Below are 21,288 nucleotides of genomic sequence, written 5' to 3'. Positions count from 1 at the left end.
CCCTGCGGCGCATCTGGCGATAGCCGCCGAGCACCAAATTGTCCTCGACGGTCATCGTGCCGAACAGTTCGCGCCGCTCGGGCACCAGCGCCAGGCCGCGCATCACGCGGACTTCGAGCGGCAATTCGCTCACCGGCTCGCCGTCGAACACGATGCGGCCGCGCGACGGCAGCAGACCCATCAGCGAGTTCAGCAACGTCGACTTGCCGGCGCCGTTGGGGCCGATCACGGTGACCACGCTGGCCGCCGGCGCGGCCAGCGAGAGACCGCGCAGCACCTCGGCTTTGCCATAGCCGGCGTGCAGGTCCGAGACCTCGAGCAGGAGCGGGGCGCGGTTCATCAATGCTCCGTGCCGAGGTAGGCGGCGCGAACCGCCGGGCTGGCGCGCACCTCGGCCGGCGTGCCTTCGATCAGCTTGGTGCCGAACTCCATCACGACGATGCGGTCGGTCAGGTTCATCACGAAGTCCATGTCGTGCTCGACCAGCAGCAGCGACAGCCCCTCGGCCTTGAGCTGGCGCAGCACCGCGGCGAGGGCCTGCTTCTCCTTGTGGCGCAGGCCGGCGGCGGGCTCGTCGAGCAGCAGCAGGGCCGGGTCGCTGGCCAGTGCGCGCGCGATCTCGACCAGGCGCTGCGGCCCGAGCGCCAGGTTGCCGGCGAGCTCATGCATCTGCCCGGCCATGCCGATGCGCGCGAGCTGCTTCTCGGCTTCGGCGAACAGGCGCCGCTCTTCGTCGCGATCGAGCCGCAGCATGGCCCGCGTGACGCCCGACGAGGTGCGCAGGTAGCCGCCGAGCGCGACGTTCTCCAGCACCGTCATCTCGGGGATCATCTTCACGTGCTGGAAGGTGCGGCTCATGCCCAGCCGGGCGATCGCGCGCGAGGGCAGGCCGGCCACGTTCCTGCCGCGGAACACGACCTCGCCCGAGGTCAGGCCCAGCACCCCGGAGACGAGGTTGAAGGTGGTCGACTTGCCGGCGCCGTTCGGGCCGATCAGGCCCATGATGTCGCCCGCGTGGATGGTGAAGCTCACGTCGTTCACGGCCACCAGGCCGCCGAACTGCTTGCGCACGGCCTTCACGTCGAGCAGCAGCGAGCCGGGCTCGGGCTTGTCGCGCGTGGGCAGCGCGGCGGCGCCTTCCCAATCCTTCACGCGCCGGGGGGCCGGCAGCCAGCGCTGCACGAAGCTCCACAGGCCTTCCGGTGCGTACTTCAGCACCAGCACGAGGATCAGGCCGAAGACGATGACCTCGAAGTTGCCGCTGGTGCCGATCAGCTGGGGCAGCAGCACCTGAAGCTCGTCTTCGACCAGCTTGACGACCGCCGCGCCGGTGAACGCGCCCCACACGTAGCCCACGCCGCCCAACACCGACATGAACAGGAACTCGATGCCCTTGCCCAGGCTGAACGGCGAGGGGTTCACCGTGCGCTGGAAGTGCGCGAACAGCCAGCCGGAAACGGACGCCAGCATCGCTGCCAGCACGAAGGCGGTGAGCTTGTAGCGGAAGGTCGAGATGCCCATCGCCTCGGCCATCGTCGAGCCGCCCTTGAGTGCGCGGATCGCGCGGCCCGGCCGCGAATCGAGCAGGTGCGTCACCCCCACGGCGGCGGCCAGCGCCACCAGCCAGATCAGCCCGTAGATGGCCCGGCCGCTGGCCAGGCTGTTGCCGAAGAGCTCCAGCGCCGGCACGCCGAGGATGCCGTCGTACTTGCCGAGGAACTCCATGTTCGACATCGTGTAGTACAGCGCCAGGCCCCAGCAGATCGTCGCCAGCGGCAGGTAGTGGCCGGACATGCGCAGCGTCAGCGCCCCCAGCAACAGCGCCACCAGCACGGCAAGCGCAAGGCCGACGAACAGCGCGATCCACGGCGAGACGCCCAGCGTGACCGACAAGTAGGCCGAGGTGTACGCGCCGACGCCGACGAAGGCCGCCTGGCCGAACGAGGTCAGGCCCGCGACACCGGTCAGCAGCACCAGGCCCAGCGAGACGATCGCGTACAGGCCGATGTAGTTGAGCTGGGTGATCCAGAACTCGGGCACCGGCAGCAGCGGCACCGCGAGCATCGCGACAGCGAAGATCGGAAACCAGAACTTGCGGGGAAGCATGTTCAATGCTCCTCCCCATGCGGGTCGCGCAACGAGCGCCATAGCAGCACCGGCAGGATGGCAGAGAAGACGATCACTTCCTTGAACGAGCTGGCCCAGAACGAGCCGAAGCTCTCCAGCAGGCCGACGCCGAGGGCGCCGACGAGCGCCAGCGGGTAGCTCGACAGGCCGGCGAAGACCGCCGCGACGAAGCCCTTCAGGCCGATCAGGAAGCCCGAGTCGTAGAACACCGTCGTCGTCGGGCCGATCAGCAGGCCCGACAGCGCGCCAATGAAGGCCGCCATCGTGAACGACAGCCGGCCCGCGCTGGTCGACGAGATGCCCATCAGGCGCGCGCCGAGCCGGTTCACCGCCGTCGCGCGCAGGGCCTTGCCCCACAGCGAGCGCTCGAAGAACAGCCACAGCATCACGATCAGCGCGATCGACACCGCGAACACGATCAGCGTCTGGCCCGACAGCGTCAGCGGCCCGGCGTTGAAGCGCTCGTCCCAGAAGCTCGGGTTGCGAAAGCCTTCGGCGCCGAAGAAATACAGCCCCAGCCCGGTCAGCGCGAAGTGCACGCCGACCGAGACGATCAGCAACACCAGCACGCTGGCATCGGCCAGCGACTCGTAGGCCAGGCGGTAGATCAGGCCGCCGAAGGGGGTCACCAGCGCGAGCGTCAACGCGGCCTGCGCCAGCAGCGGCAGTTGCTTCGGCGCCGCCCAGATGGCGACCAGCGAGATCGCCACCGGGTAGGCCAGCGTGCCGAGCACGTCCTTGGCCAGTCGCCCTGCCGAGCGCTTGGCGCGCAGGCCCTCCCCCAGCTCGGTCAACGCGGACAGCCCCGCCAGCACCAGCAGGAACCAGACGGTGCCGGGCACCTGGCCGAGCTGGAAGGTGGCGAGCGTGAGCGCACCGAAGGCGACGAACTCGCCCTGGGGGATGAAGATGACGCGGGTCACGGCGAACAGAAGCACCGTGGCCAACGCCAGCAAGGCATAGACGGCGCCATTGGTGACGCCGTCTAGCGCGAGGATGCTCGCGATGGTGAAGTCCATGAACTACGAGGTCCGGGTCAGATCAGTGTTCGACTTTCCAGTCGCCGTTGACCACCTTCAGGATCAGGCCGGTCTCGGTCGTGAAGCCCCAGTGGTTGGACTTGGTGTAGTTGAGCACCCCGTGCGAGACCACCGTGCGGCCCATCGACTCGGTGGCCGATCGGATCGCGGCGCGGAACTCGGGCGTGCCCGGCTTGCCGGCCTTCAGCGCCACCGGGATCACCTTCTCCAGCACGACGACCGCGTCATACGCGTGGCCGGCGAACTGGTTGCGGTTGCCCGCGCCATAGGCCTTCTCGTACTTGGCCACGAAGTCGGCCGCGAGCGCCTTGGACGGGTGCTCGGCCGGCAACTGCTCGGGGATCACGGCGGGGCCCGAGACGACGAAGGTGCCCTCGACGTCCTTGCCGCCGATGCGCATCAGGTCGCGCGTGGCCGCGGCGTGGGTCTGGTAGATCTTGCCCTTGTAGCTGCGCTCGACGAGCGCCTTCTCGGGCATCGCGGCGCCAGAGCCGGAGGCGACGACCAGCATCGCATCCGGGTTGGCCGACACGAGCTTCAGCGCCTGCGCGGTCACGCTGGTGTCGGAGCGGGCGAAGCGCTCGGTGGCGATGACCTTCGGGCCGCCCAGCAGCGTGGACTGGTCCTGGAAGTCCTTCAGCCAGCTCTCGCCGTAGGCGTCGGTGTAGCCGAGGAAGCCGACGGTCTTGACGCCGTTCTTCTTCATGTGCTCGATCATGGCGTAGGCCATCACCGCGTTGCCCTGCGGCAGGCGGAACATCCAGCCGTCGGCGCCGGCGGGCAGCACGGCGGGCGAGAACGCGAACTGCACCGTCTTGGCCTCGGCCACGACCGGCGCCATCGCCACCGCCACCGGCGTGGCCGCCGAGCCCATCACGATGTCGACCTTGTCTTCGGTGACGAAGCGGCGCGCGTTGTTGACGCCCTTGGTCGGGTCGGTCGCGTCGTCGAGCACGATCACGTTGAGCTTCTCGCCGGCGATCTCCTTCGGCCAGAGCTTGATGTAGTTGGCCATCGGGATGCCCAGGCCCGACGCGGGGCCGGTCAGCGGCAGGCTGATGCCGATGGTGACGTCGGCCTGGGCGGCGCTCGCCGCGAAGGCGGCCAGCGCGGCGGCCGCGATACGGGTCAGGGCAGCGATCGAAGCTTTCATGTTGTCTCCAGAAACTGTCGGTCAGGGGTGGGGTGTGGAACCATAACAGCGCCCATGCGTGGTGGACGCCCGCGAGAACCCGCAATCAAGATCATCGAGGCGCCATTCGCAGCGCGCCGTCGAGGCGAATCACTTCGCCGTTCAAGTGCCCGTTGGCAACGATGTGCGCGGCCAGCGCGGCGAACTCCTCGGGCTGGCCGAGGCGCTTCGGGAACGGGATGCTGGCCGCGAGCGAGGCCTGGACCTCCTCGGGCAACTGCTTCATCAGCGGCGTGGCGAACAGGCCCGGCGCGATCGTGCAGACGCGCACGCCCCACTGCGCGAGGTCGCGCGCCAGCGGCAGCGTCATGCCGACGATGCCGCCCTTGGACGCCGAATACGCCTCCTGGCCGACCTGGCCGTCGAAGGCGGCGACCGAGGCCGTGTTGACCATCACGCCGCGCTCGCCGTCGGCCAGCGGCTCGAGCCGGGCGATGCGCGCGGCCGCGAGGCGGATCACGTTGTAGGTGCCGATCAGGTTGATCCGCACGACCCGCTCGAAGTCTTCGAGCGGCGCGGGCGAGCCGTCCTTCTGCACCACGCGCTTGGCCGTGCCGATGCCGGCGATGTTCATCACGATGCGCGCCGGGCCATGGGCTGCCTCGGCGGCATCCAGCGCGGCGGTGAGCGAATCGGTGTCGGTGATGTCGCAGCGGCACGCCAGGCCGCCGATCTGCCCGGCCACGCGCTCGGCGCCGGCAGCGTTCACGTCCAGCACCGCCACCTTGGCGCCCTGCCGCGCGAGCTCGCGCGCCACCGCCTCGCCGAGGCCGGAGCCACCGCCGGTCACGATCGCGGCTTGTCCTTGGATGTTCATGCTGGCTTGTCTCCGCGTTGGGGCAGGATCACGAATGGGTCGCTGCCTTTCCCTTCGTACAGCGCCTCGACCAGCGACGCGCGATGCGCCAGCACCGCGCGCTGGTTGATCGAGCCCTTGTCGGTCACCTCGCCCTTGTCGATCGACGGCGGCTCGGCCAGCACATGCAGCCGCGCCGGGCGGTTGGCGCTGCCGGTGCCTTCACGGAACAGGCGATCGGCCAGGTCCTGGAAGAACGCCCGCACCATCGGGTGGTGCAGCACCTCGGGCAGCGGCGCGTTGTCGGGCAGGCCGGCGAGCTTGCGGCACTCGTCGGCCCGCGGGAAGACGAGCAGGCCGACCTCGTCGCGGTTCAGGCCGGTGACCACCGCGTCCTGCGCGCAGGGGTGGCCGGCGGCGATGACCTTGGCGCGCAACGGGCCCACGCTGACGAAGGTGCCGGTCGAGAGCTTGAAGTCTTCCGCCGTGCGGCCGTCGAACAGCAGGCCGCGCGTGGGGTAGGCCGGGTCGATGAATTTCACCGCGTCACCGGTGCGGTAGAAGCCCTCATCGTCGAAGGCTTCGCCGGTCTGCTCGGGCGCGCGCCAGTAGCCCGGCATCACGTTCGGGCCGCGGAAGCGGATCTCGGTCTTGCCGTGCAGCGGGTCCGAGTGGTCCGGCACCAGCTTGACCTCGACGCCGGGCACCGGCAGGCCGATGTGGCCCGAGCGCACATCCGTGCCGACCGCGAAGGTGCACGAGGGCGCCGTCTCGGTCATGCCCAGGCCGGTGATGATGCGGATGCGTTCACCGACCGTCGCCTCGGCATGGGCATCGAGCTTGTCCCACACGGCCTGCGAGAGCCCCGCGCCGGCGAACATGAAGGCCTTGACCTTGGCGAACAGGCGCACCCTCAGCACCTCGTCGGTGTCCATCGCGCTGGCGATTTCCTCGAAACCCTTGGGCACATTGAAGTACACCGTGGGCGAGATCTCGCGCAGGTTGCGCAGCGTCTCGGCGATGCCCTTGGGTGTCGGCTTGCCATCGTCGATGTAGAGCGTGCCGCCGTTGTAGAGCACGATGCCGACGTTGTGGTTGCCGCCGAAGGTGTGGTTCCACGGCAGCCAGTCGACCAGCACCGGCGGCTCCTCGGCCAGGAAGCCCATGCACTGGCGGATCATCTGCTGGTTGGCGCAGATCATCCGGTGCGTGTTGATCACGCCCTTGGGCTGCTTGGTCGAGCCCGAGGTGAAGAGGAACTTGGCGATCGTGTCGGGGCCGACCTTCGCATGCGCCTTGCGCACGCCCTCGCCCGGCACCGTGGCCAGCAGCGTGTCGAAGGCGATCGACTCGCGGCCCTCGACGTTGCCCTCGGCCAGCACCACCGCCACATCGGCCGGCACCACCGCGGCGATGGCCTTCGCGTACGCCGCCGACGATGCGAACACCAGACCGGGCGTCGTCGTCTCGAGGATGTGGCGCAGCTTGCCGTAATCCTGTGAGACCAGCGAATACGCCGGCGAGATGGGCACGTAGGGCACGCCCGCCCACATCGCGCCGAGCGCCAGCGTGAGGTACTCGATGTCGTTGTCGGACAGGATGGCCACCGGCCGCTCGGCCGACAGCCTCAGGTCGACCAGCGCCTGGCCGACCGACTGCGCGCGCTGCAGCATCTGGGCGTAGCTGACGCGGCGCCAGTCGCCACCGTGGTCTCGCTTGGCGACGAAGCTTCGGTCGGGGGCCTCGGCCGCCCACTGCTCCAGGCTGTCGGTCAGGCGGTCGGGGAACCAGCGCAGCGCCTCGGTCGAGCGCAGGATCTGCGTGCCGTCGGGCCGCGTCTCGAGCGTGGCGTCGACGCAGCCGCCGACGGTGGCGGCGCGGTACCGCGGTGCGTTCACGACTTCACCACCTTGCCCGCGCGGCCTTCGAGGAAGGCGCGCAGGCGGTCTTTCGCATCGGGCGTGCTCTCGGCCACGGCCGCCATCAGCGATTCGGTGAACAGGCCCTGGTCCTGCGCCTGGTCGGCGATGCGCGGCAGCGCATGCATCACCGCGAAGTTCGACATCGGCGCGTTGCTCGCGATGCGGCGCGCCAGCTCCAGCGCCTTGGCGAAGCCGGCGCCATCGGCGACCGCGTACTGCGCCAGGCCGGCCTGCACGCCCTCGTCGCGGTCGTAGACACGGCCGGTCAGCATCATGTCGGTCATGCGGGCCACGCCCATCAGGCGCGGCACCCGCACCGAGCCGCCGCCGCCGACGAACAGGCCGCGCTGGCCCTCGGGCAGGCCGAAGTAGGTGGAGGCCTCGGCCACGCGGATGTGGCACGACGAGGCCAGCTCCAGCCCGCCGCCGACCACCGCGCCGTGCAGCACGGCGATGACCGGCACGCGGCCGAACTGGATCTGGTCGAAGGCCGCATGCCACATGCGCGAGTGCAGCACGCCCTCGCCCACGTCGCGGTCGACGAGCTCGGACAGGTCGAGCCCGGCACAGAAGTGGTCGCCCTCGCCGGTGACGACCACGGCCTTCACCGCCTCGGGCAGGTTGACGAAAGCGGTGTGCAGCTGTGTGATCAGGGTGTCGCTGATCGCGTTGCGCTTGGCCGGGCGGTTCAGGCGGATGTGGGCCACCGCGCCGCTGAGCTCGATGCGCAGCAGATCGAGCTGGGCCAGCAGGCCGCTGGCGGGTTGGAAGGCGAGGGTCTCGGCCGTGCTCATGAGTGCTCCGAATGTTTATGCGATTTAACTAAATTGCACCCCTTCATGCCACTTGGTACTAACCCTTAACGGATAACACTCACCCGTTTCGCGTGCCGCTTCAGCGCTTGCGTTGCACCACTTTGTTTATGACAATTAAACATCTATCCGCCGCCGGAGCCGCGCCATGAACACCGCCGAATTGATCGCGATCGACACCCACACGCACCTCGAGGTGTCGTGCCGCAACCCGTTCGACAACTACGGCGAGGAATACGACCGCGCGGCCGACAAGTACTTCCGCTCCAGCCGCCGGCCGACGATGCAGGAGACGATCGACTTCTACCGCGAGAAGAAGATCGGCTTCGTCAACTTCACGGTCGATGCCGAGGCGCAGCTCGGCCGGCGCCGCATCCCGAACGAAGAGATCGCCGAGGCGGCGCTGGCGAACCCGGACATCATGATCGCCTTCGGCAGCATCGACCCGCACAAAGGCAAGTTCGGCGCGCGCGAGGCGCGCAAGCTCGTCGAGGAGTACGGCGTCAAGGGCTTCAAGTTCCACCCCACGGTGCAGGGCTTCGAGCCGGCCGACAAGATGGCCTGGCCGATCTACGAGGTCATCAACGAGTTCAAGCTGCCCGCCGTGTTCCACAGCGGCCACTCGGGCATCGGCTCGGGCATGCGCTGCGGCGGCGGCCTGCGCCTGCAGAACTCCAACCCGATGCTGCTGGAAGACGTCGCGATGGCCTTCCCCGACATGCAGATCGTGATCGCCCACCCCTCGTGGCCCTGGCAGGACGAGGCGCTGTCGCTCGCGATGCACAAGCCCAACATCTGGATCGACCTCTCCGGCTGGAGCCCGAAGTACTTCCCGGCCCAGCTCGTGCAGTACGCCAACACCTTGCTGAAGGACCGCATCCTCTTCGGCAGCGACTACCCGCTGATCACGCCCGACCGCTGGCTGGCCGACTTCGACGAGGCCGGCTTCAAGGATGCCGTCAAGCCGCTGATCCTGAAAGAGAACGCCAAGCGGCTGCTGCGCCTCGCGTAAGACGCCCGCGACCGCGGGCCACCCCGGCTGCACGCTGTGGCATGAACAGCGTACGATGGTCTCGGCGCGTGCAGGCGAGCGCGCACCGGGCATGACGACCCGGCCGCCTGCACCCGATGCGTTCTGCATTCGAGAAACCGCAGGGGGTGATGGATGCTGGTGCCGAGGCAGCCATTCGGTGTGCTCGTTCTGGTGGCGGCCACGCTGTTGCTGGCAATGTCTGGCGAGCGCGCCTGGGGGCAGGACACCCAGTCGGCCGAGTACCGCATCAAGGCCGCGTTCCTCTGCAAATTCGGCAACTATGTCGAGTGGCCGCCCGCTGCGTTCGCAGGTGACGACAGCCCGTTCTCGATCGGCGTGCTGGGCCCGCAGCCCGTGGCCGACGAAGTGGCGGCCGCCGCGCGCGGGCAGACGGCGAACGGCCGGCCGATCGCGGTGCGCCGCCTCGCGCCGGGCGACCCGGTCGACGGCCTGCACGTGCTGTTCATCGCCGGGGCCGGCGGCACGCGCCAGGCCGAGGCGCTGGCCGCCGCGAAGGACAAGCCAGTGCTCACCGTGACCGAGGCCGAGCGCCTGTCCGGCGCCGTCGTCAACTTCGTGGTCGTCGACGACAAGGTGAAGTTCGACGTCTCGCTGCCGGCGGCCGAGCGCAGCAGCCTGAAGGTTAGCGCCCGCCTGCTCGGCGTGGCCCGCCAGGTGGCGGGGAAGCCCTCATCATGAAAGCGCCGGCCGCATGGCTGTTCGGCGGCTCGCTGCGCCGCAAGCTGCTCGGCGTGATGCTGTTGACCACGCTCGTCGCCGTGGTGGTGGCGCTGGGCGCGATGATCGTCTCCGACCTGCGCGCCTATCACCAGGGCTGGGTCGGCGACGTGGGGGCCCAGGCCGAGCTGCTGGCGCGCACCACCGCGCCGGCGCTGGCCTTCGACGATGCCCGCGTGGCACGCGACAACCTTGCCGTGCTGCGCTTCCAGCCCAAGGTGCGCGCCGCGGCCGTCTACAGCGCGCGCGGCGTGCTGTTCGCCAGCTATGTGCCCGAAGGCGCACGCGCCGTGTTCCCCGAGCTGCCCGGCGCCGACGGCGTGGCCGTGGAGGGCAGCAGCCTCGTGGCATATCGCCGCATCGTCGACCATGGCCAGATCCTCGGCACGATCTACCTGCGCACCGATTACGAGCTGTTCGACCACCTGCTGAACTACGCCGGCATCGCGCTGCTGGCCGCCGCCGTGGCGATGGCCGTCGCGGCGCTGGTGTCGTCCTGGCTGCGCCAGATCGTGCTGCGGCCGATCCTCGCGGTGGGCGACGCCGCGCGCGAGGTGGTCGCGCGGCAGGACTACTCGCGCCGCGTCGAACAGCGCCGCGACGACGAGCTCGGCGCGCTGGTCGGGGCGTTCAACAACATGATGCGCGAGATCGAGCGCCGCACCGAAGCGCTGGAAGCCACCAACCGCGAGAAGGCGCGCGAGGTCGAGGACCGGCGCCTCGCCCAGCAGGAGGTGATGCGCCTGAACGAAGGGCTCGAGCGTCGCGTGCAGGAGCGCACCGCCGAGCTCGAGCGCTCGAACAGCGAGCTGGCGCTGGCCACCGCAGCGGCCGAGTCGGCCAACCGCGCCAAGTCGGAGTTCCTGGCCAGCATGAGCCACGAGCTGCGCACGCCGCTGAACGCGATCATCGGCTTCGGCCAGCTGCTGGCCAGCGCCGACACCGCTGCGCTCACCGCCGAGCGCGGCCACGTCTTCGTCGACCACATCGTCAGTGCCGGGCGCCACCTGCTCAGCCTGATCAACGATGTGCTGAACCTCGCGCAGATCGAGGCCGGCAGGCTCTCGCTCTCGCTCGAAGGCATCGAGCTCGGCGAGTTGCTGGCCGAGTGCCGGTCGATGACCGAGCCGCTGGCCCAGCGGCGCCACATCCGGCTGGTCTTCCCGAGCGCGGTGGACGCCACCGTGCATGCCGACCGCACGCGGCTCAAGCAGGTGCTGCTGAACCTGCTGTCGAACGCCGTCAAGTACAACCGCGACGGCGGCAGCGTGGTGGTCCATTGCGCCCCGATCACGTCCGATAACCTGCGCATCTCGGTGCAGGACACCGGCATCGGCATGCTGCCGGAGCAGCTGCAGTCGCTGTTCCAGCCCTTCAACCGCCTGGGCCAGGAGACGGGCACGCACGAGGGCACCGGCATCGGGCTGGTCGTGACGCGCCATCTCGTCGAGCTGATGGGCGGGGAGCTGGGCGTGTCCAGCACGCCGGGGGCCGGCAGCCTGTTCTGGGTCGACCTGCGCACGGCCGCCCCGGGCGAGGCCGACCCGCCTGCCGCCAGCACCCCGGCGCCCGACCCCGGCCCCACCGACGCGGCAAGCGAGGCCTGCCCGCCCGAGGCGGGCCCGGTCGCCACCGTGCTGTGCGTCGAGGACAACCCGGCCAGCCTCGCGCTGATCCAGGCCGCGCTGGCCGGGCGGCCGGGCGTTCGCCTGATCGCGGCGCCGAATGGCCAGCGCGGCCTCGAACTCGCGCGCAGCCGACAGCCCGACGTGATCCTGATGGACAACAACATGCCCGTGCTCACCGGCACCGCCGCCCAGGCCATGCTGCGCACGGACCCGCGCACCGCGCACATCCCGGTCATCGCCGTCAGCGCCAATGCAATGCCCAACGCGGTGAGCAAGGGGCTCGAGGCCGGCTTCTTCCGCTACCTGACCAAGCCGGTGGATCTGCGCGCGCTGAACGAGGCCCTGGACAGTGCGCTCGCAGTGGCCGCGCAGCGCAACAAGGCGGCCCGATCGGAGCCTGGCGATTGAGCGCGCGGGTCAGCCGCCGAGCGCCTGCCGCAGCACCGCGGCGAGCTGCTGCTGCGCGAGCCGCGCCGCAGCGATGCCGCCGCCCATGCTGATGAAGCCGTGCGCCAGGCCGTGGTATTCGACGATGGTCACCGCGTTGCCGGCGGCGAGCAAGGCCTCGCCGTAGGCCATGGCCTCGTCACGCAGCGGGTCGTGCGCAGCCAGCAGCAGCAGCGCGGGCGGCAGGCCGGCGAGTGAAGGCGCCAGCAGCGGCGCGCCGCGCCAGTCCGGCGCCTTGGCGGCGGCGCCGAAGTAGTGGCGGTTGAAGTATTCCATCGTCCGCAGCGTCAGCGTCGGGCCGGCGGCGTGCCGTTGGTGCGACGGGTAGTCGCCGTCGTGGCCGCCGGCCGCGGGCGGGTACACCAGGGCCTGGAAACGGATGGCCGGGCCGCCGGCATCGCGCGCCTGGATCGCCACCACGGTGGCCAGCGCCGCGCCGGCGCTGTCACCGGCCACGGCCAGGCGCGACGGGTCGCCGCCGAAGCGGCGTGCGTGTTCGGCCACCCAGTTGAGCGCGGCCCAGGCGTCTTCTGGCGCGGCCGGGAACGGATGCTCGGGCGCCAGGCGGTAGGCCGCCGAGGCGACGATGGCGCCCGAATCCTGGCAGAGCTGGCGGCACACGTTGTCATAGCCGTCGAGATCGCCCAGCGCATAGCCGCCGCCGTGGAAGTACAGGATCACCGGCAACGCCCCTGCCGCGCCACGCGGCGTGTAGACGCGCAGGTGCACCGCCGTGCCGTCGACGCTGCCGCGGTGCTCGCTCACGCCCACGTCGGCCGGCGCCACATCGGCCGCGGCGAGGATCTGGCGGTACAGGCCGCGGCAGGCCTCGGGCGGCAGATCGCACAGGTCCGGCATGCCGGCGGCCTGGGCCTGCACCATCATCGCTTCAAGCTGCTTGTCGAGCATCGGTCGTCTCCATCGGGGTCGGGTGAGGTTGGGCGGCACGCGCCGGCCGCAACAGGAAGTGGGCGAGCGCCGGCAGCAGCACCAGCGCGCCGACCATGTTCCAGACGAACATGAACGCCAGCAGGATGCCCATGTCGGCCTGGAACTTGATCGGCGACAGCGCCCAGGTGCCCACCGCCAGCGCCAGCGTGATGCCGGTGAGCATGACCACGCGGCCGGTGAACTGCAGCGCGTGCAGGTAGGCAGCCGACAGCGTCTCGCCGGCGCGCAGCCGCGCCAGCATCACGCTGAGCACGTACAGGGCATAGTCCACGCCGATGCCCACGCCCAGCGCGATCACCGGCAGCGTGGCGACCTTCACGCCCATCCCGAGGCCCACCATCAGCGCCTCGCAGAGGATGGAGGTGAGCACCAGCGGCAGCACGGCGACGACCACCGCGCGCCACGAGCGGAAGGTCACCCAGCACAGCACGACGACCGCGCCGTAGACCCACCACAGCATCTCGCGCATCGCCTGCTTGACGACGATGTTGGTGGCCGCGGCGATGCCGGCCGAGCCGGCGGCGAGCATGAAGCGCTCGTCCGTCGTCGAGTGCTTGGCGATGAAGGCTTCAGTGGCATCGACCACGCTCGTCAGCGTCTCGGCCTTGTGGTCCTTCAGGTACACGTACAGCGACAGGAACGAGCAGCCCTGGTTGAACAGCTCGCGCGGTGCGCGCGTCTGCACGCCGCCCAGCGCACTGTCGTTGGGAATCAGCTCGTACCACTTCAGCTGCCCCTCGTTGTAGCCCACCATCGCCAGCTTCGACAGCGCGGCCATCGAGTTGGTCGACTCGACACCGGGCAGCTGCTCGAGCTGCCAGGCCAGCTGGTCAACCTTGGCCAGCGTGCCGTAGCGGGTGCACTGGTCCTCTGGGGTCGAGACCATGACGACCAGGATGTCGCTCGATGCCGCGTAGTGCGCGGTCACGTAGCCGTTGTCCTGGTTGTAGCGCGAGTCGGCGCGCAGCTCCGGCGCGCCCGGGTCCAGATCACCCACGTGCAGCCGCGTGCTGATGGCGTAGCCGATCACGGCCAGCGCGGTCGCGGCCACGATGGCCGCCAGCGCCGGGCCGCGGCGGGTGAAGCGATCCAGCATGTGCCACAGCCAGCCGCGGCTGGTGACCGTGCCCGTCGTCTCGATGTCGGGGTTGAAGGTCGGGTCGTCGCGCAGGCTGCGCCGCGCCGCGGCCGGGCTCACGCCCACGTACGACAGCAGGATGGGCAGCAGCACGAGGTTCGTGAAGATCAGCACCGCCACGCCGATGCTGGCCACCAGCGCCAGATCCTGGATCGCCTGGATACGGATCAGTGCCAGCACCGCGAAGCCCACCGCGTCGCACAGCAGCGCGGTCAGCCCCGCGACGAACAGGCGGCGGAAGGTGTAGCGCGCGGCCACCACGCGGTGCGTGCCGCGGCCCACGTCCTGCATGATGCCGTTCATCTTCTGCGCGCCGTGGCTCATGCCGATGGCGAACACGAGGAAGGGCACCAGCACCGAGTACGGATCCAGCGCATAGCCCAGCAGCGCCAGCAGGCCGAACTGCCAGACCACGGCCACGAGCGAGCAGGCCACCACCAGCACGGTGCTGCGAACGCAGCGCGTGTAGCCGTACAGCACGCCCGCGCAGATGACCAGCGCGACGGCGAAGAACAGCAGCACCTGCTTGAGCCCCTCGATCAGGTCGCCCATCACCTTGGCGAAGCCGGTGATGTGGATGCCGATCGCCTCGCTGTCGTACCGGGCGCGCAGTGCTTCGAGCTGGCGGCCGAGCTCGCCGTAATCCAGCGCCTGGCCGGTCTTGGGGTTCACGCTCAGCAGCGGCACGAAGACGATGCTGGAGCGCGCATCGCCGGCCACGATCTGCCCGATCTCGCCCGAGCGCTCGACATTGGCGCGCACCTCGGCCAGCGCCTGCGGCGAGCCGTCGTAGCTGTCGCCCATCACGGTGTTGCCGTCCAGGCCTTCTTCGGTCACCGCGACCCAGCGGGTGCTGGGCGTCCAAAGCGACTTCATGAACGGCCGGTCCACGCCCGGCATCAGGTAGATCTCGTCGCTGATCTTCTGCAGCACCTCGAGGTAGTGCTTGTCGTAGATCGAGCCGTTCTTCGCCTCGACGACGATGCGCACCGCGTTGCCCTGCCCGCCCAGATCCGCCTTGTGGGCCAGATAGTTGGCGATGTAGGGGTGCAACGTGGGGATGGTCTTCTCGAAGCTGGCGTTGAGCGTCAGCCGCGTGGCCTGCCAGCCGAGCCACAGCGTGGCCAGCAGGCACAGCAGCATGACCCAGGGCCGGTGGTTGAACAGCAGGCGCTCAGGCAGCGATCCCGAGGCGGTATCGAAGTCTTCGAGTCGGGCCACCACCGGCTGGGTGGCGAGCGTGTCGGGGGCGTGCATCGCGTGGGGTCGGTTGAGGTTCAGGGGGTGGCGCGGCGCGTGCCGCGCAGGCTGGCGATGACCCAGGCACCGTCGGGCGCGAGGCTCAAGCCCGCGGCCGGCAGCGGGCCGGCCGGCGCCTTGACCGAGGCGAAGCTGCGGCCGTCGTCGCGGCTCGTGAAGAGCTCGCCGGTCTGGCCGAGCAGCACCAGCTCGCCCTCACGTTCCACGCCGGCCTGCAGCGTGATGGCGGTGCCGAGATCGACCTTGTCCCAGCTCGCGCCCGCATCGGCCGAGCGCCAGGCGCTGCCGCGCAGGCCGTAGGCCACGAGCGTGCCGGAGCGCGCAGCCAGCAGGCCGAAGAAGCTGCCCTTGTAGGGCGAGGCGAGCGCGGTGAAACTCGCGCCGGCGTCGGCCGACTTCATCAGCAGGCCTTGTTCACCGGCGATGAACCATTGCCCGTTGACGGCCCGCACGCCGTACAGATGCAGGCTCCTCGGGTTCGCGCCCTGCGTGGGCAGCGGCGCCCAGTGCGCGCCGCCGTCATGCGTCGCGAAGGCCAGGCCGTAGGCGCCGACGGCCACGGCGCGCTGCGCGTCGATCACCTCGATGTCGAAGAAGGGCTTGTCGGGGCCCTCCTCCACCATGCGCTGCGCGCTGCGCTGGGCGCGCTCGTCGCTGCCGGCGGCGGCGAGCAGCGCGGCCGCGGCCTGCGTGCCGTCGAGCTGCCGGGTCCACGACTGGCCGCCATCCTCGGTCTTGAGGATCACGCCCAGGTGGCCCGCCGCCCAGCCCAGGCGTTCGTCCACGAAGCGCACGCTGGTCAGCCCGGCTTGCACCGGCACACGCGCCTGCTGCCATTGCGCGCCGCCGTCATCCGACCACAGCACGGTACCGCGCTCGCCCACGGCCACGAGGCGCTTGCCAGCGCGGGCCACCGCCAGCGTGGCCGCGCCCAGCGCCTTGGGCGTGACGGGCGCGGGCGTAGCCAGTGCCGCCGGCCCATCGGCCACCGCAGCCACAGGCACGACCGCAGCAAGCATCAAACCGAACCAAGCGGCCGCCGCGGAGCCGGCCTTGCCGGGCCGCTGGCGGCGCCCCCCTGGGGGGGAGGCGCCGAAGGCGCTTCGGGGGGGAGTCATCTCGCTCCTTCGTTGGCGAGTTCCTCTGGGCTGAAGAACGAGCGCGGCAGCGTTGCCAGCGGTTTGTACTGCGCGCTCAGCTCGTTGCTGGCCATGTTCAGGTAGTAGGCGCCGGTCTGCAGGTCGTAGCCGCCCCAGAACATGTTGCCGACCAGCGCGGGGATGTCCGGCGCCAGCAGCGTGAGCGTGTAGTTGGTGCGCCAGAGCTCGCCCTTCGCGTCCCAGCCGTCGAAGAGGATGATCTGCCACGAGTCCTCGTCGATGTAGTACTTGCGCTTGGGCACGACGTGGCGCTTGCCTTCGGCGAGCGTGGCCTCGACCTCCCACACGCGGTGCAGCTCCCAGCGCACGAGGCTGGGGTTCAGCGTGTTCGGCGTGACGAGATCGGCCACCTTCGCCGACGCCGCGCGGTTGTTGTTGTAGGGAATGTAGAGCTCGCGCTTGCCGACCAGCTTGAGGTTGTGCTTGTCGATCGGCCCGAACAGGTTGAACGCCTCGTCGAACAGGCCGATGCCCGAGGTCACCGAATCGGGCGTGTCGTAGGCCACCGAGGGCGCCTTGCGCACGCGGCGCTGGCCCACCAGGTATTGCCACAGGCCGCGCGGGTTGCTCGCGTTGAGGTTGTCGTGCGCGAGGATGGCCTCGCCCGCCTTCGAGCCCGGCTCGCTCACCGCGAACTTGCCCAGCGCGTAGTAGCCGTCGAACTTCTCCAGGCTGCCTTCGGGGTCGTAGTACTGGCGGCGAAAGCTCTGGGTGCCGCCCGAGGCCATCGCGCGCCGGCCGTCGGCCGTCACCACCCACACGCGCACCGGCGCCTGCACATAGGTGCCCGTCCACGCGAGGCGGTGGTTCTGGAAGACTTCGTAGCCGTCCTTGGGGATCGGGAACGGCGTGCCGCCGTAGGCGCCCTCGGTGCCGTGGCCGTTGTCGACCAGCTTGGCGCGGGTCGCATTCTTGAAGGTGTTGTCGTAGACGTACTGCGGCGCGGCGGCGGTGCGGTGCGTCGGGTAGACATCGATGCGGAAGTCGGGGTACTTCTTCATCAAGGCTTTCACGCCGTCGCTGAGCTTGGCGGCGTGCTGGTCCATGTTCTTCGCGTTGATCGACAGCAGCGGCTTCTCGCCGGGAAACGGGTCGGGCCGCGCGTCGCCCGGCTTGTAGCCGGCCGGGGTCTTGGTCAGGCCGCCGTCCCACGCGGGGATGGTCCCTTCCTTGTTGGCGGCGCGCTCGGCGCCCAGCGGCGTCAGCGTGGTCTTGAGCTTGGCGGCCTCGTCGGCGGAGACGGAAGCCCCAGCCTGAGAGACGAAAGCGAGGCTGCCGATCAGCGCAGCCAGGATGTGCTTGCGGTGCATGAATTGACTCCGAAAAGCGTGAGGCTTAGAAGGTGCGCGCGACGCTGAAGGCCACGTAGGCCCGGTCTCTCAGCGACTGGCCGAAGGTGAGCTGGCGCGGCGAGCCGCTGCCCGGCACCAGGGTCTCGGTGAAGGTCTTGGCGGTGCCGAAGTAATCGGTGTAGGTCAGGGCCAGCTTCCAGTCGTTCTGGTAGGTGCCCTTCACGCCGATGCTGTAGTCGCCCGCTTCCGAGGCGCCACCGGCGTAGTTGAAGATCGCCGACGAGCGGCCGCCGAAGTTGTAGCCCACGCCCACCGGCACCGACAGATCCAGCCCCGGCAGCACCTGGAAGTACTGCGGCTCGAAGAGCATGCGGAAGGCGAACGCGCCCTTGGTGGTGTTCGGGTCCAGCCCGCCGATGCCTTGGCTGGAGCCATCGGCCGCGGCGAAGATGTCCTTCGTGACCTTCAGCGTGCGGTTGTAGGCCAGCTCGCCGACCACCGCGCCGCCGCCCCACAGGCTGCCCGGCTGCAGCACGTAGATGCCCGAAACCTGCAGGTGCGCGGTGCGGCCCACGGCGTAGCAGGGGTCGGCGCTCGAGGTGCCGCAGGTGATCACCGGCCCCAGGCCCAGCACCGCCGGGTCGCTGGTCAGCGGCGCGTTCCAGCGCAGCGAGGCCTCGGCCGCCCAGTTCAGCTGGCCGATCGACGAGGTGACGCTGGCGCCCACGGTGCGAACGTCCTCGGCATAGGCCAGGTGCACGTTACCGTTGACGAAATCGAACACCGGCGCGGCGGGCGTCTTGTCGTGGTACTGCGCGGCATAGACGCCGAACTCGTAATCGCTGCCGGTCGGGCTGTAGCGCAGTTGCAGGCCGCCCTGCCCGGAATCGCGCGGCTCCAGGTCCTTGCTCTTCACGTAGGGCAGCAGGATCGGGCTGCCATTGGCATCCAGACCGAAGTTGACGGTGCCGGTGCCGACGTAGTCCTGGTTCGAGAAGTAGCTGCCGACACCGGGGATCTTGCTCGGCCGCCACTTGAACTGGTAATAGGCCCCGAGCGACACGCCTTCGGCCACCTGCAGCGAGCCCGAGACCTGCTCCACCGGCAGCAGCACCTCCTTGAACTGCCAGCCGGGCACCGAGACGATCTTGGCCACGTCCACCGGGCCTTGCGCATTGGCGATGCCGTTCTGGCCGAAGAACAGGCTCTCGCCCCATTGCAGCGTATGGCGGCCCAGGCGCACGGTGCCCTTCATGCCGCCGATGTCGCCCTTGGCGTAGACGAAGGCATCGAGCAGCTCGCCGCCGCGGCCGTGCTGGCGCACGGTGTCGGGCAGGAACTCGTTGGCGTCCTGGTCGGCGAAGTTGTTCGAGGTCGAGGTGGTGACGCCGATCGGCGTGCCGGCCACGTAGATGGGCGTGCCGCCGTAGCTGCTGTTGCGCAGGTAGACGCTGTCGCGCCAGCCGCTGCCCGAGATGCGCGCGCCGAAGTTGGGCGCGGTCAGGTCCAGCTCGCCCAACAGATCGAAGCGGCTGGAGATCAGCCCCTTCTTGAAGTTGTGGTCACCATCGTCTTCGTTCGTCGTGCCGGGGTCGACCGCCACGTCGAAGCGCGTCAGCGCAGCCGACGGGTCGCTCAGCCGATAGCCCGCGCTGTACTTGGGCGTCAGGTCCAGCCGCAGCTTCAGGTCGCTGTCGGGCAACTCGATGTTGAAGGCGTGGCTGGCAGCGGGCAGCGCGAGGGCGGCCGCCACCGCCAGCGCATGGCGGGTGTGTCGTGGCATGTTGTCTCCAGGGGTGGTTGGGGCGGCTTCGTCGGCCGCTTATCTCCGGGGTTTCTCAGGCAATCACTCGATCAATCGGAACTGGCCCTTCTCGATGCGCAACATCACGCGGCCGCGCTCGTCGAAGCCCACGTGGTTGGCCAGCGAGTAGTTCAGGACACCGTGCGAGACGACGATCTCCTTCTCGCTTTCCAGCGCGTCGCGCAGCGCCTGGCGAAAGGCCGGCGTGCCCGGCTTGGCGGTCTTCAGCGCGACGGGCACGATGCGCTGCAGCACCTTCAGCGCGTCGTGGGCATGGGCGCCGAACTGCGTGCGGCTGTTCGCGCCGTGGCCCTTCTCGAAGGCGCCCACGTAGTCCAGCGCGACCGGCTTGATCGGGTTGGTCGCCGCCAATTGCTCGGCCACCAGCACCGGGCCGGCGGGCAGGATCGCGCCATCCATCTGCCGGCCGCCGACGCGGATCAGGTCCGGCGAGGCCGCGCCGTGCGTCTGGTAGATCGGGCCGGCCCAGCCGCGCTCGCGCAGGTTGATCTGCGGCATCGCGGCGGCCGAGCCGGCACCGACGATCAGCACCGCATCGGGCTTGGCGGCGATGACCTTCAGCGCCTGGGCGGTGATGGCAGTGTCGGGCGGCGCGAAGCGCTCGGTGGCCACGATCTCGATCCCCGCCTTCTTCGCCGATGCGCCGAAGGCCTGCAGCCACATTTCGCCGTAGCCCTCGTTCCACCCGAGAAAGGCCACCTTGTGCACCTTGTCGGCCACCATGCGTTGCGCGACGGCATCCGACATCAGCGACACCGGCTGCGGCAGCGGGAAGGTCCAGTCATCCTTGCCGCCGGGCCGCGGCGCCGGCGCGAAGGCGAGTTGCACCGTCTTCGCTTCGGCGGCCACCGGCGCCATCGCCAGCACGGCCGGCACGCCGGACGAGCCCAGCAGCAGGTCGGCCTGGCTTTCGGTGATGAAGCGGCGGGTGTTCCTGACCGCGGCGGTCGTGTCGGAAGCGTCGTCCAGCACGATCAGCCTGAGCTTCTCGCCGCCGATCTGGGCCGGCCACAGGGCCAGCGATTCCTTGACCGGCAGGCCGAGCGACGACAGCGGGCCGGTCAGCGACAGGTTGACGCCGATGGTGATGTCGGCATGGGCGGTGGGCAGCAGCGCGGCGATGAGCGCGAGCGTGCCCGCCGCCTGGCGAAACAGGCGGTGCATTCAGTGTCTCCTTGGCGTTAGGGTTCTGGCTTCAGAGGTAGGTCGAAGCCAACCCGCCATCCACGGGCAGGTTGATGCCGCTGACCCAGCGCGATTCGTCGGCGCACAGGAAGGCCACCACCGGCGCGATCTCGTCGGCCAGCGCGGGGCGCTTCATGCGGTGCGCGTCCTTCTGCACGCGCTCTTCGCCCAGCATCTGCACAAAGTCGCCCAGGATGGGCGTGAACACCGGGCCCGGCGCCACGCAGTTCATGCGCACGCCCTTGGCGAGGAACCACTTCTGCGATTGCGAGATGGTCCAGACGATCAGCGCTTCCTTGAAATACTGGTAGCAGCTGCCCTGCGCGACCGGGTGCTTGGCCAGGAAGGCCAGGCCCGCCTCGAAGCTGGGCGTCTCGGCCAGGGCCTTGTGCAGGTCCAGCCGCGCCGGCCACTCGGCCCCGAGGATGGACGAGATGTTGACGATGGAGCCCCCTTGCGGCAGCCGCTCGAGTGCACGCTCGCTCAGGTGGCGCAGGCCCAGGTAGTTCACCCGCGCCACCAGATCCACTGGCGCGGTGCCGGGCACGCCGGCCACGTTGCACAGCGCATCGAAACGCTCGGGCAGTTGCTTGAAGGCCGCGTCGATGGCCGATTGCTCGGACAGGTCGGCCTTGACGAAGCCGTCGAGCGTGATCATCGGGTCGTTGCGGTCCACGCCGATCACCTTGGCGCCCTTCAGCCGCAGGAAGCGCGCCGCCTCGGCCCCGATGCCCGAGCTGGA

17 protein-coding genes are annotated in these 21,288 nt (G+C 69.7%); 3 read left to right on the top strand and 14 right to left on the bottom strand.

The features are described 5' to 3' along the window. From VJ693_RS01955 to VJ693_RS01925, 7 genes are all read right to left on the bottom strand, one after another. Positions 1 to 340: ATP-binding cassette domain-containing protein (locus VJ693_RS01955; protein ID WP_324151783.1), on the bottom strand; the 340-nt coding region annotated here is incomplete at its 3' end. Beyond that, positions 340 to 2,106, bottom strand: coding sequence for a branched-chain amino acid ABC transporter ATP-binding protein/permease (locus VJ693_RS01950; protein WP_324151782.1), 1,767 nt, complete (start codon positions 2,104 to 2,106; stop codon positions 340 to 342). The genes VJ693_RS01955 and VJ693_RS01950, both read right to left, overlap by 1 nt. A 2-nt stretch (positions 2,107 to 2,108) precedes the next feature. Next, positions 2,109 to 3,146, bottom strand: coding sequence for a branched-chain amino acid ABC transporter permease (locus VJ693_RS01945; RefSeq protein WP_324151781.1), 1,038 nt, complete (start codon positions 3,144 to 3,146; stop codon positions 2,109 to 2,111). Positions 3,147 to 3,168: 22 nt separating this feature from the next. Continuing rightward, positions 3,169 to 4,320 carry an ABC transporter substrate-binding protein gene (locus tag VJ693_RS01940; RefSeq protein WP_324151780.1) on the bottom strand — a complete coding sequence of 384 codons (1,152 nt, stop codon included), beginning with the start codon at positions 4,318 to 4,320 and terminating at the stop codon, positions 3,169 to 3,171. A gap of 91 nt (positions 4,321 to 4,411) precedes the next feature. Then, the gene (locus VJ693_RS01935) at positions 4,412 to 5,176 is read right to left on the bottom strand and encodes an SDR family NAD(P)-dependent oxidoreductase (protein WP_324151779.1); all 765 of its coding nucleotides are present in this window, start codon (positions 5,174 to 5,176) and stop codon (positions 4,412 to 4,414) included. Next, the gene (locus VJ693_RS01930) at positions 5,173 to 7,053 is read right to left on the bottom strand and encodes a feruloyl-CoA synthase (protein ID WP_324151778.1); all 1,881 of its coding nucleotides are present in this window, start codon (positions 7,051 to 7,053) and stop codon (positions 5,173 to 5,175) included. Before VJ693_RS01930 ends, VJ693_RS01935 begins: the two co-directional genes overlap by 4 nt. Beyond that, a complete protein-coding gene (locus VJ693_RS01925; RefSeq protein ID WP_324151777.1) occupies positions 7,050 to 7,871 on the bottom strand; it encodes a crotonase/enoyl-CoA hydratase family protein in 822 nt (273 codons plus the stop codon). The genes VJ693_RS01930 and VJ693_RS01925 overlap by 4 nt, the downstream gene beginning before the upstream one ends. 166 nt (positions 7,872 to 8,037) lie before the next feature. Here VJ693_RS01925 and VJ693_RS01920 point away from each other — a divergent pair, with 166 nt between their 5' ends. The 3 genes from VJ693_RS01920 to VJ693_RS01910 all read left to right on the top strand — a co-directional run bounded on the left by VJ693_RS01920 (position 8,038) and on the right by VJ693_RS01910 (position 11,696). Next, positions 8,038 to 8,901 carry an amidohydrolase family protein gene (locus tag VJ693_RS01920; RefSeq protein WP_324151776.1) on the top strand — a complete coding sequence of 288 codons (864 nt, stop codon included), beginning with the start codon at positions 8,038 to 8,040 and terminating at the stop codon, positions 8,899 to 8,901. A gap of 153 nt (positions 8,902 to 9,054) precedes the next feature. Continuing rightward, entirely contained in the window at positions 9,055 to 9,621 is a 567-nt protein-coding gene (locus VJ693_RS01915; protein ID WP_324151775.1) for a YfiR family protein, read from the top strand. Beyond that, the gene (locus VJ693_RS01910; protein WP_324151774.1) at positions 9,618 to 11,696 is read left to right on the top strand and encodes an ATP-binding protein; all 2,079 of its coding nucleotides are present in this window, start codon (positions 9,618 to 9,620) and stop codon (positions 11,694 to 11,696) included. The genes VJ693_RS01915 and VJ693_RS01910 overlap by 4 nt, the downstream gene beginning before the upstream one ends. A 9-nt stretch (positions 11,697 to 11,705) precedes the next feature. Here VJ693_RS01910 and VJ693_RS01905 read toward each other — a convergent pair whose 3' ends face one another. From VJ693_RS01905 to VJ693_RS01875, 7 genes are all read right to left on the bottom strand, one after another. After that, positions 11,706 to 12,644, bottom strand: coding sequence for an alpha/beta hydrolase (locus tag VJ693_RS01905; RefSeq protein ID WP_324151773.1), 939 nt, complete (start codon positions 12,642 to 12,644; stop codon positions 11,706 to 11,708). Then, positions 12,625 to 15,081, bottom strand: a complete 2,457-nt coding sequence (locus VJ693_RS01900; RefSeq protein ID WP_324151772.1) for an efflux RND transporter permease subunit — start codon at positions 15,079 to 15,081, stop codon at positions 12,625 to 12,627. Before VJ693_RS01900 ends, VJ693_RS01905 begins: the two co-directional genes overlap by 20 nt. Before the next feature lie 20 nt (positions 15,082 to 15,101). Further along, on the bottom strand, positions 15,102 to 16,103 hold the full coding sequence (locus VJ693_RS01895) for a WD40/YVTN/BNR-like repeat-containing protein (RefSeq protein ID WP_324151771.1): 1,002 nt from the start codon (positions 16,101 to 16,103) through the stop codon (positions 15,102 to 15,104). 95 nt (positions 16,104 to 16,198) lie between these two features. Next, a complete protein-coding gene (locus VJ693_RS01890; protein ID WP_324151770.1) occupies positions 16,199 to 17,554 on the bottom strand; it encodes a DUF1329 domain-containing protein in 1,356 nt (451 codons plus the stop codon). 25 nt (positions 17,555 to 17,579) lie between these two features. Next, positions 17,580 to 19,319, bottom strand: coding sequence for a DUF1302 domain-containing protein (locus VJ693_RS01885; RefSeq protein WP_324151769.1), 1,740 nt, complete (start codon positions 19,317 to 19,319; stop codon positions 17,580 to 17,582). Between the two features lie 63 nt (positions 19,320 to 19,382). After that, complete coding sequence (locus VJ693_RS01880; protein ID WP_324151768.1) at positions 19,383 to 20,525, bottom strand: ABC transporter substrate-binding protein; 1,143 nt, start codon at positions 20,523 to 20,525, stop codon at positions 19,383 to 19,385. Between the two features lie 31 nt (positions 20,526 to 20,556). Then, on the bottom strand, positions 20,557 to 21,288 hold a 732-nt coding region (locus tag VJ693_RS01875), incomplete at its 5' end, for a coniferyl-alcohol dehydrogenase (protein WP_324151767.1).

Source organism: Ideonella sp., from assembly GCF_035254525.1.
Lineage (GTDB): Bacteria > Pseudomonadota > Gammaproteobacteria > Burkholderiales > Burkholderiaceae_C > Ideonella.
Note: the sequence above shows the minus strand (reverse complement) of the source record. Positions and strands in the feature narration are given on the sequence as shown.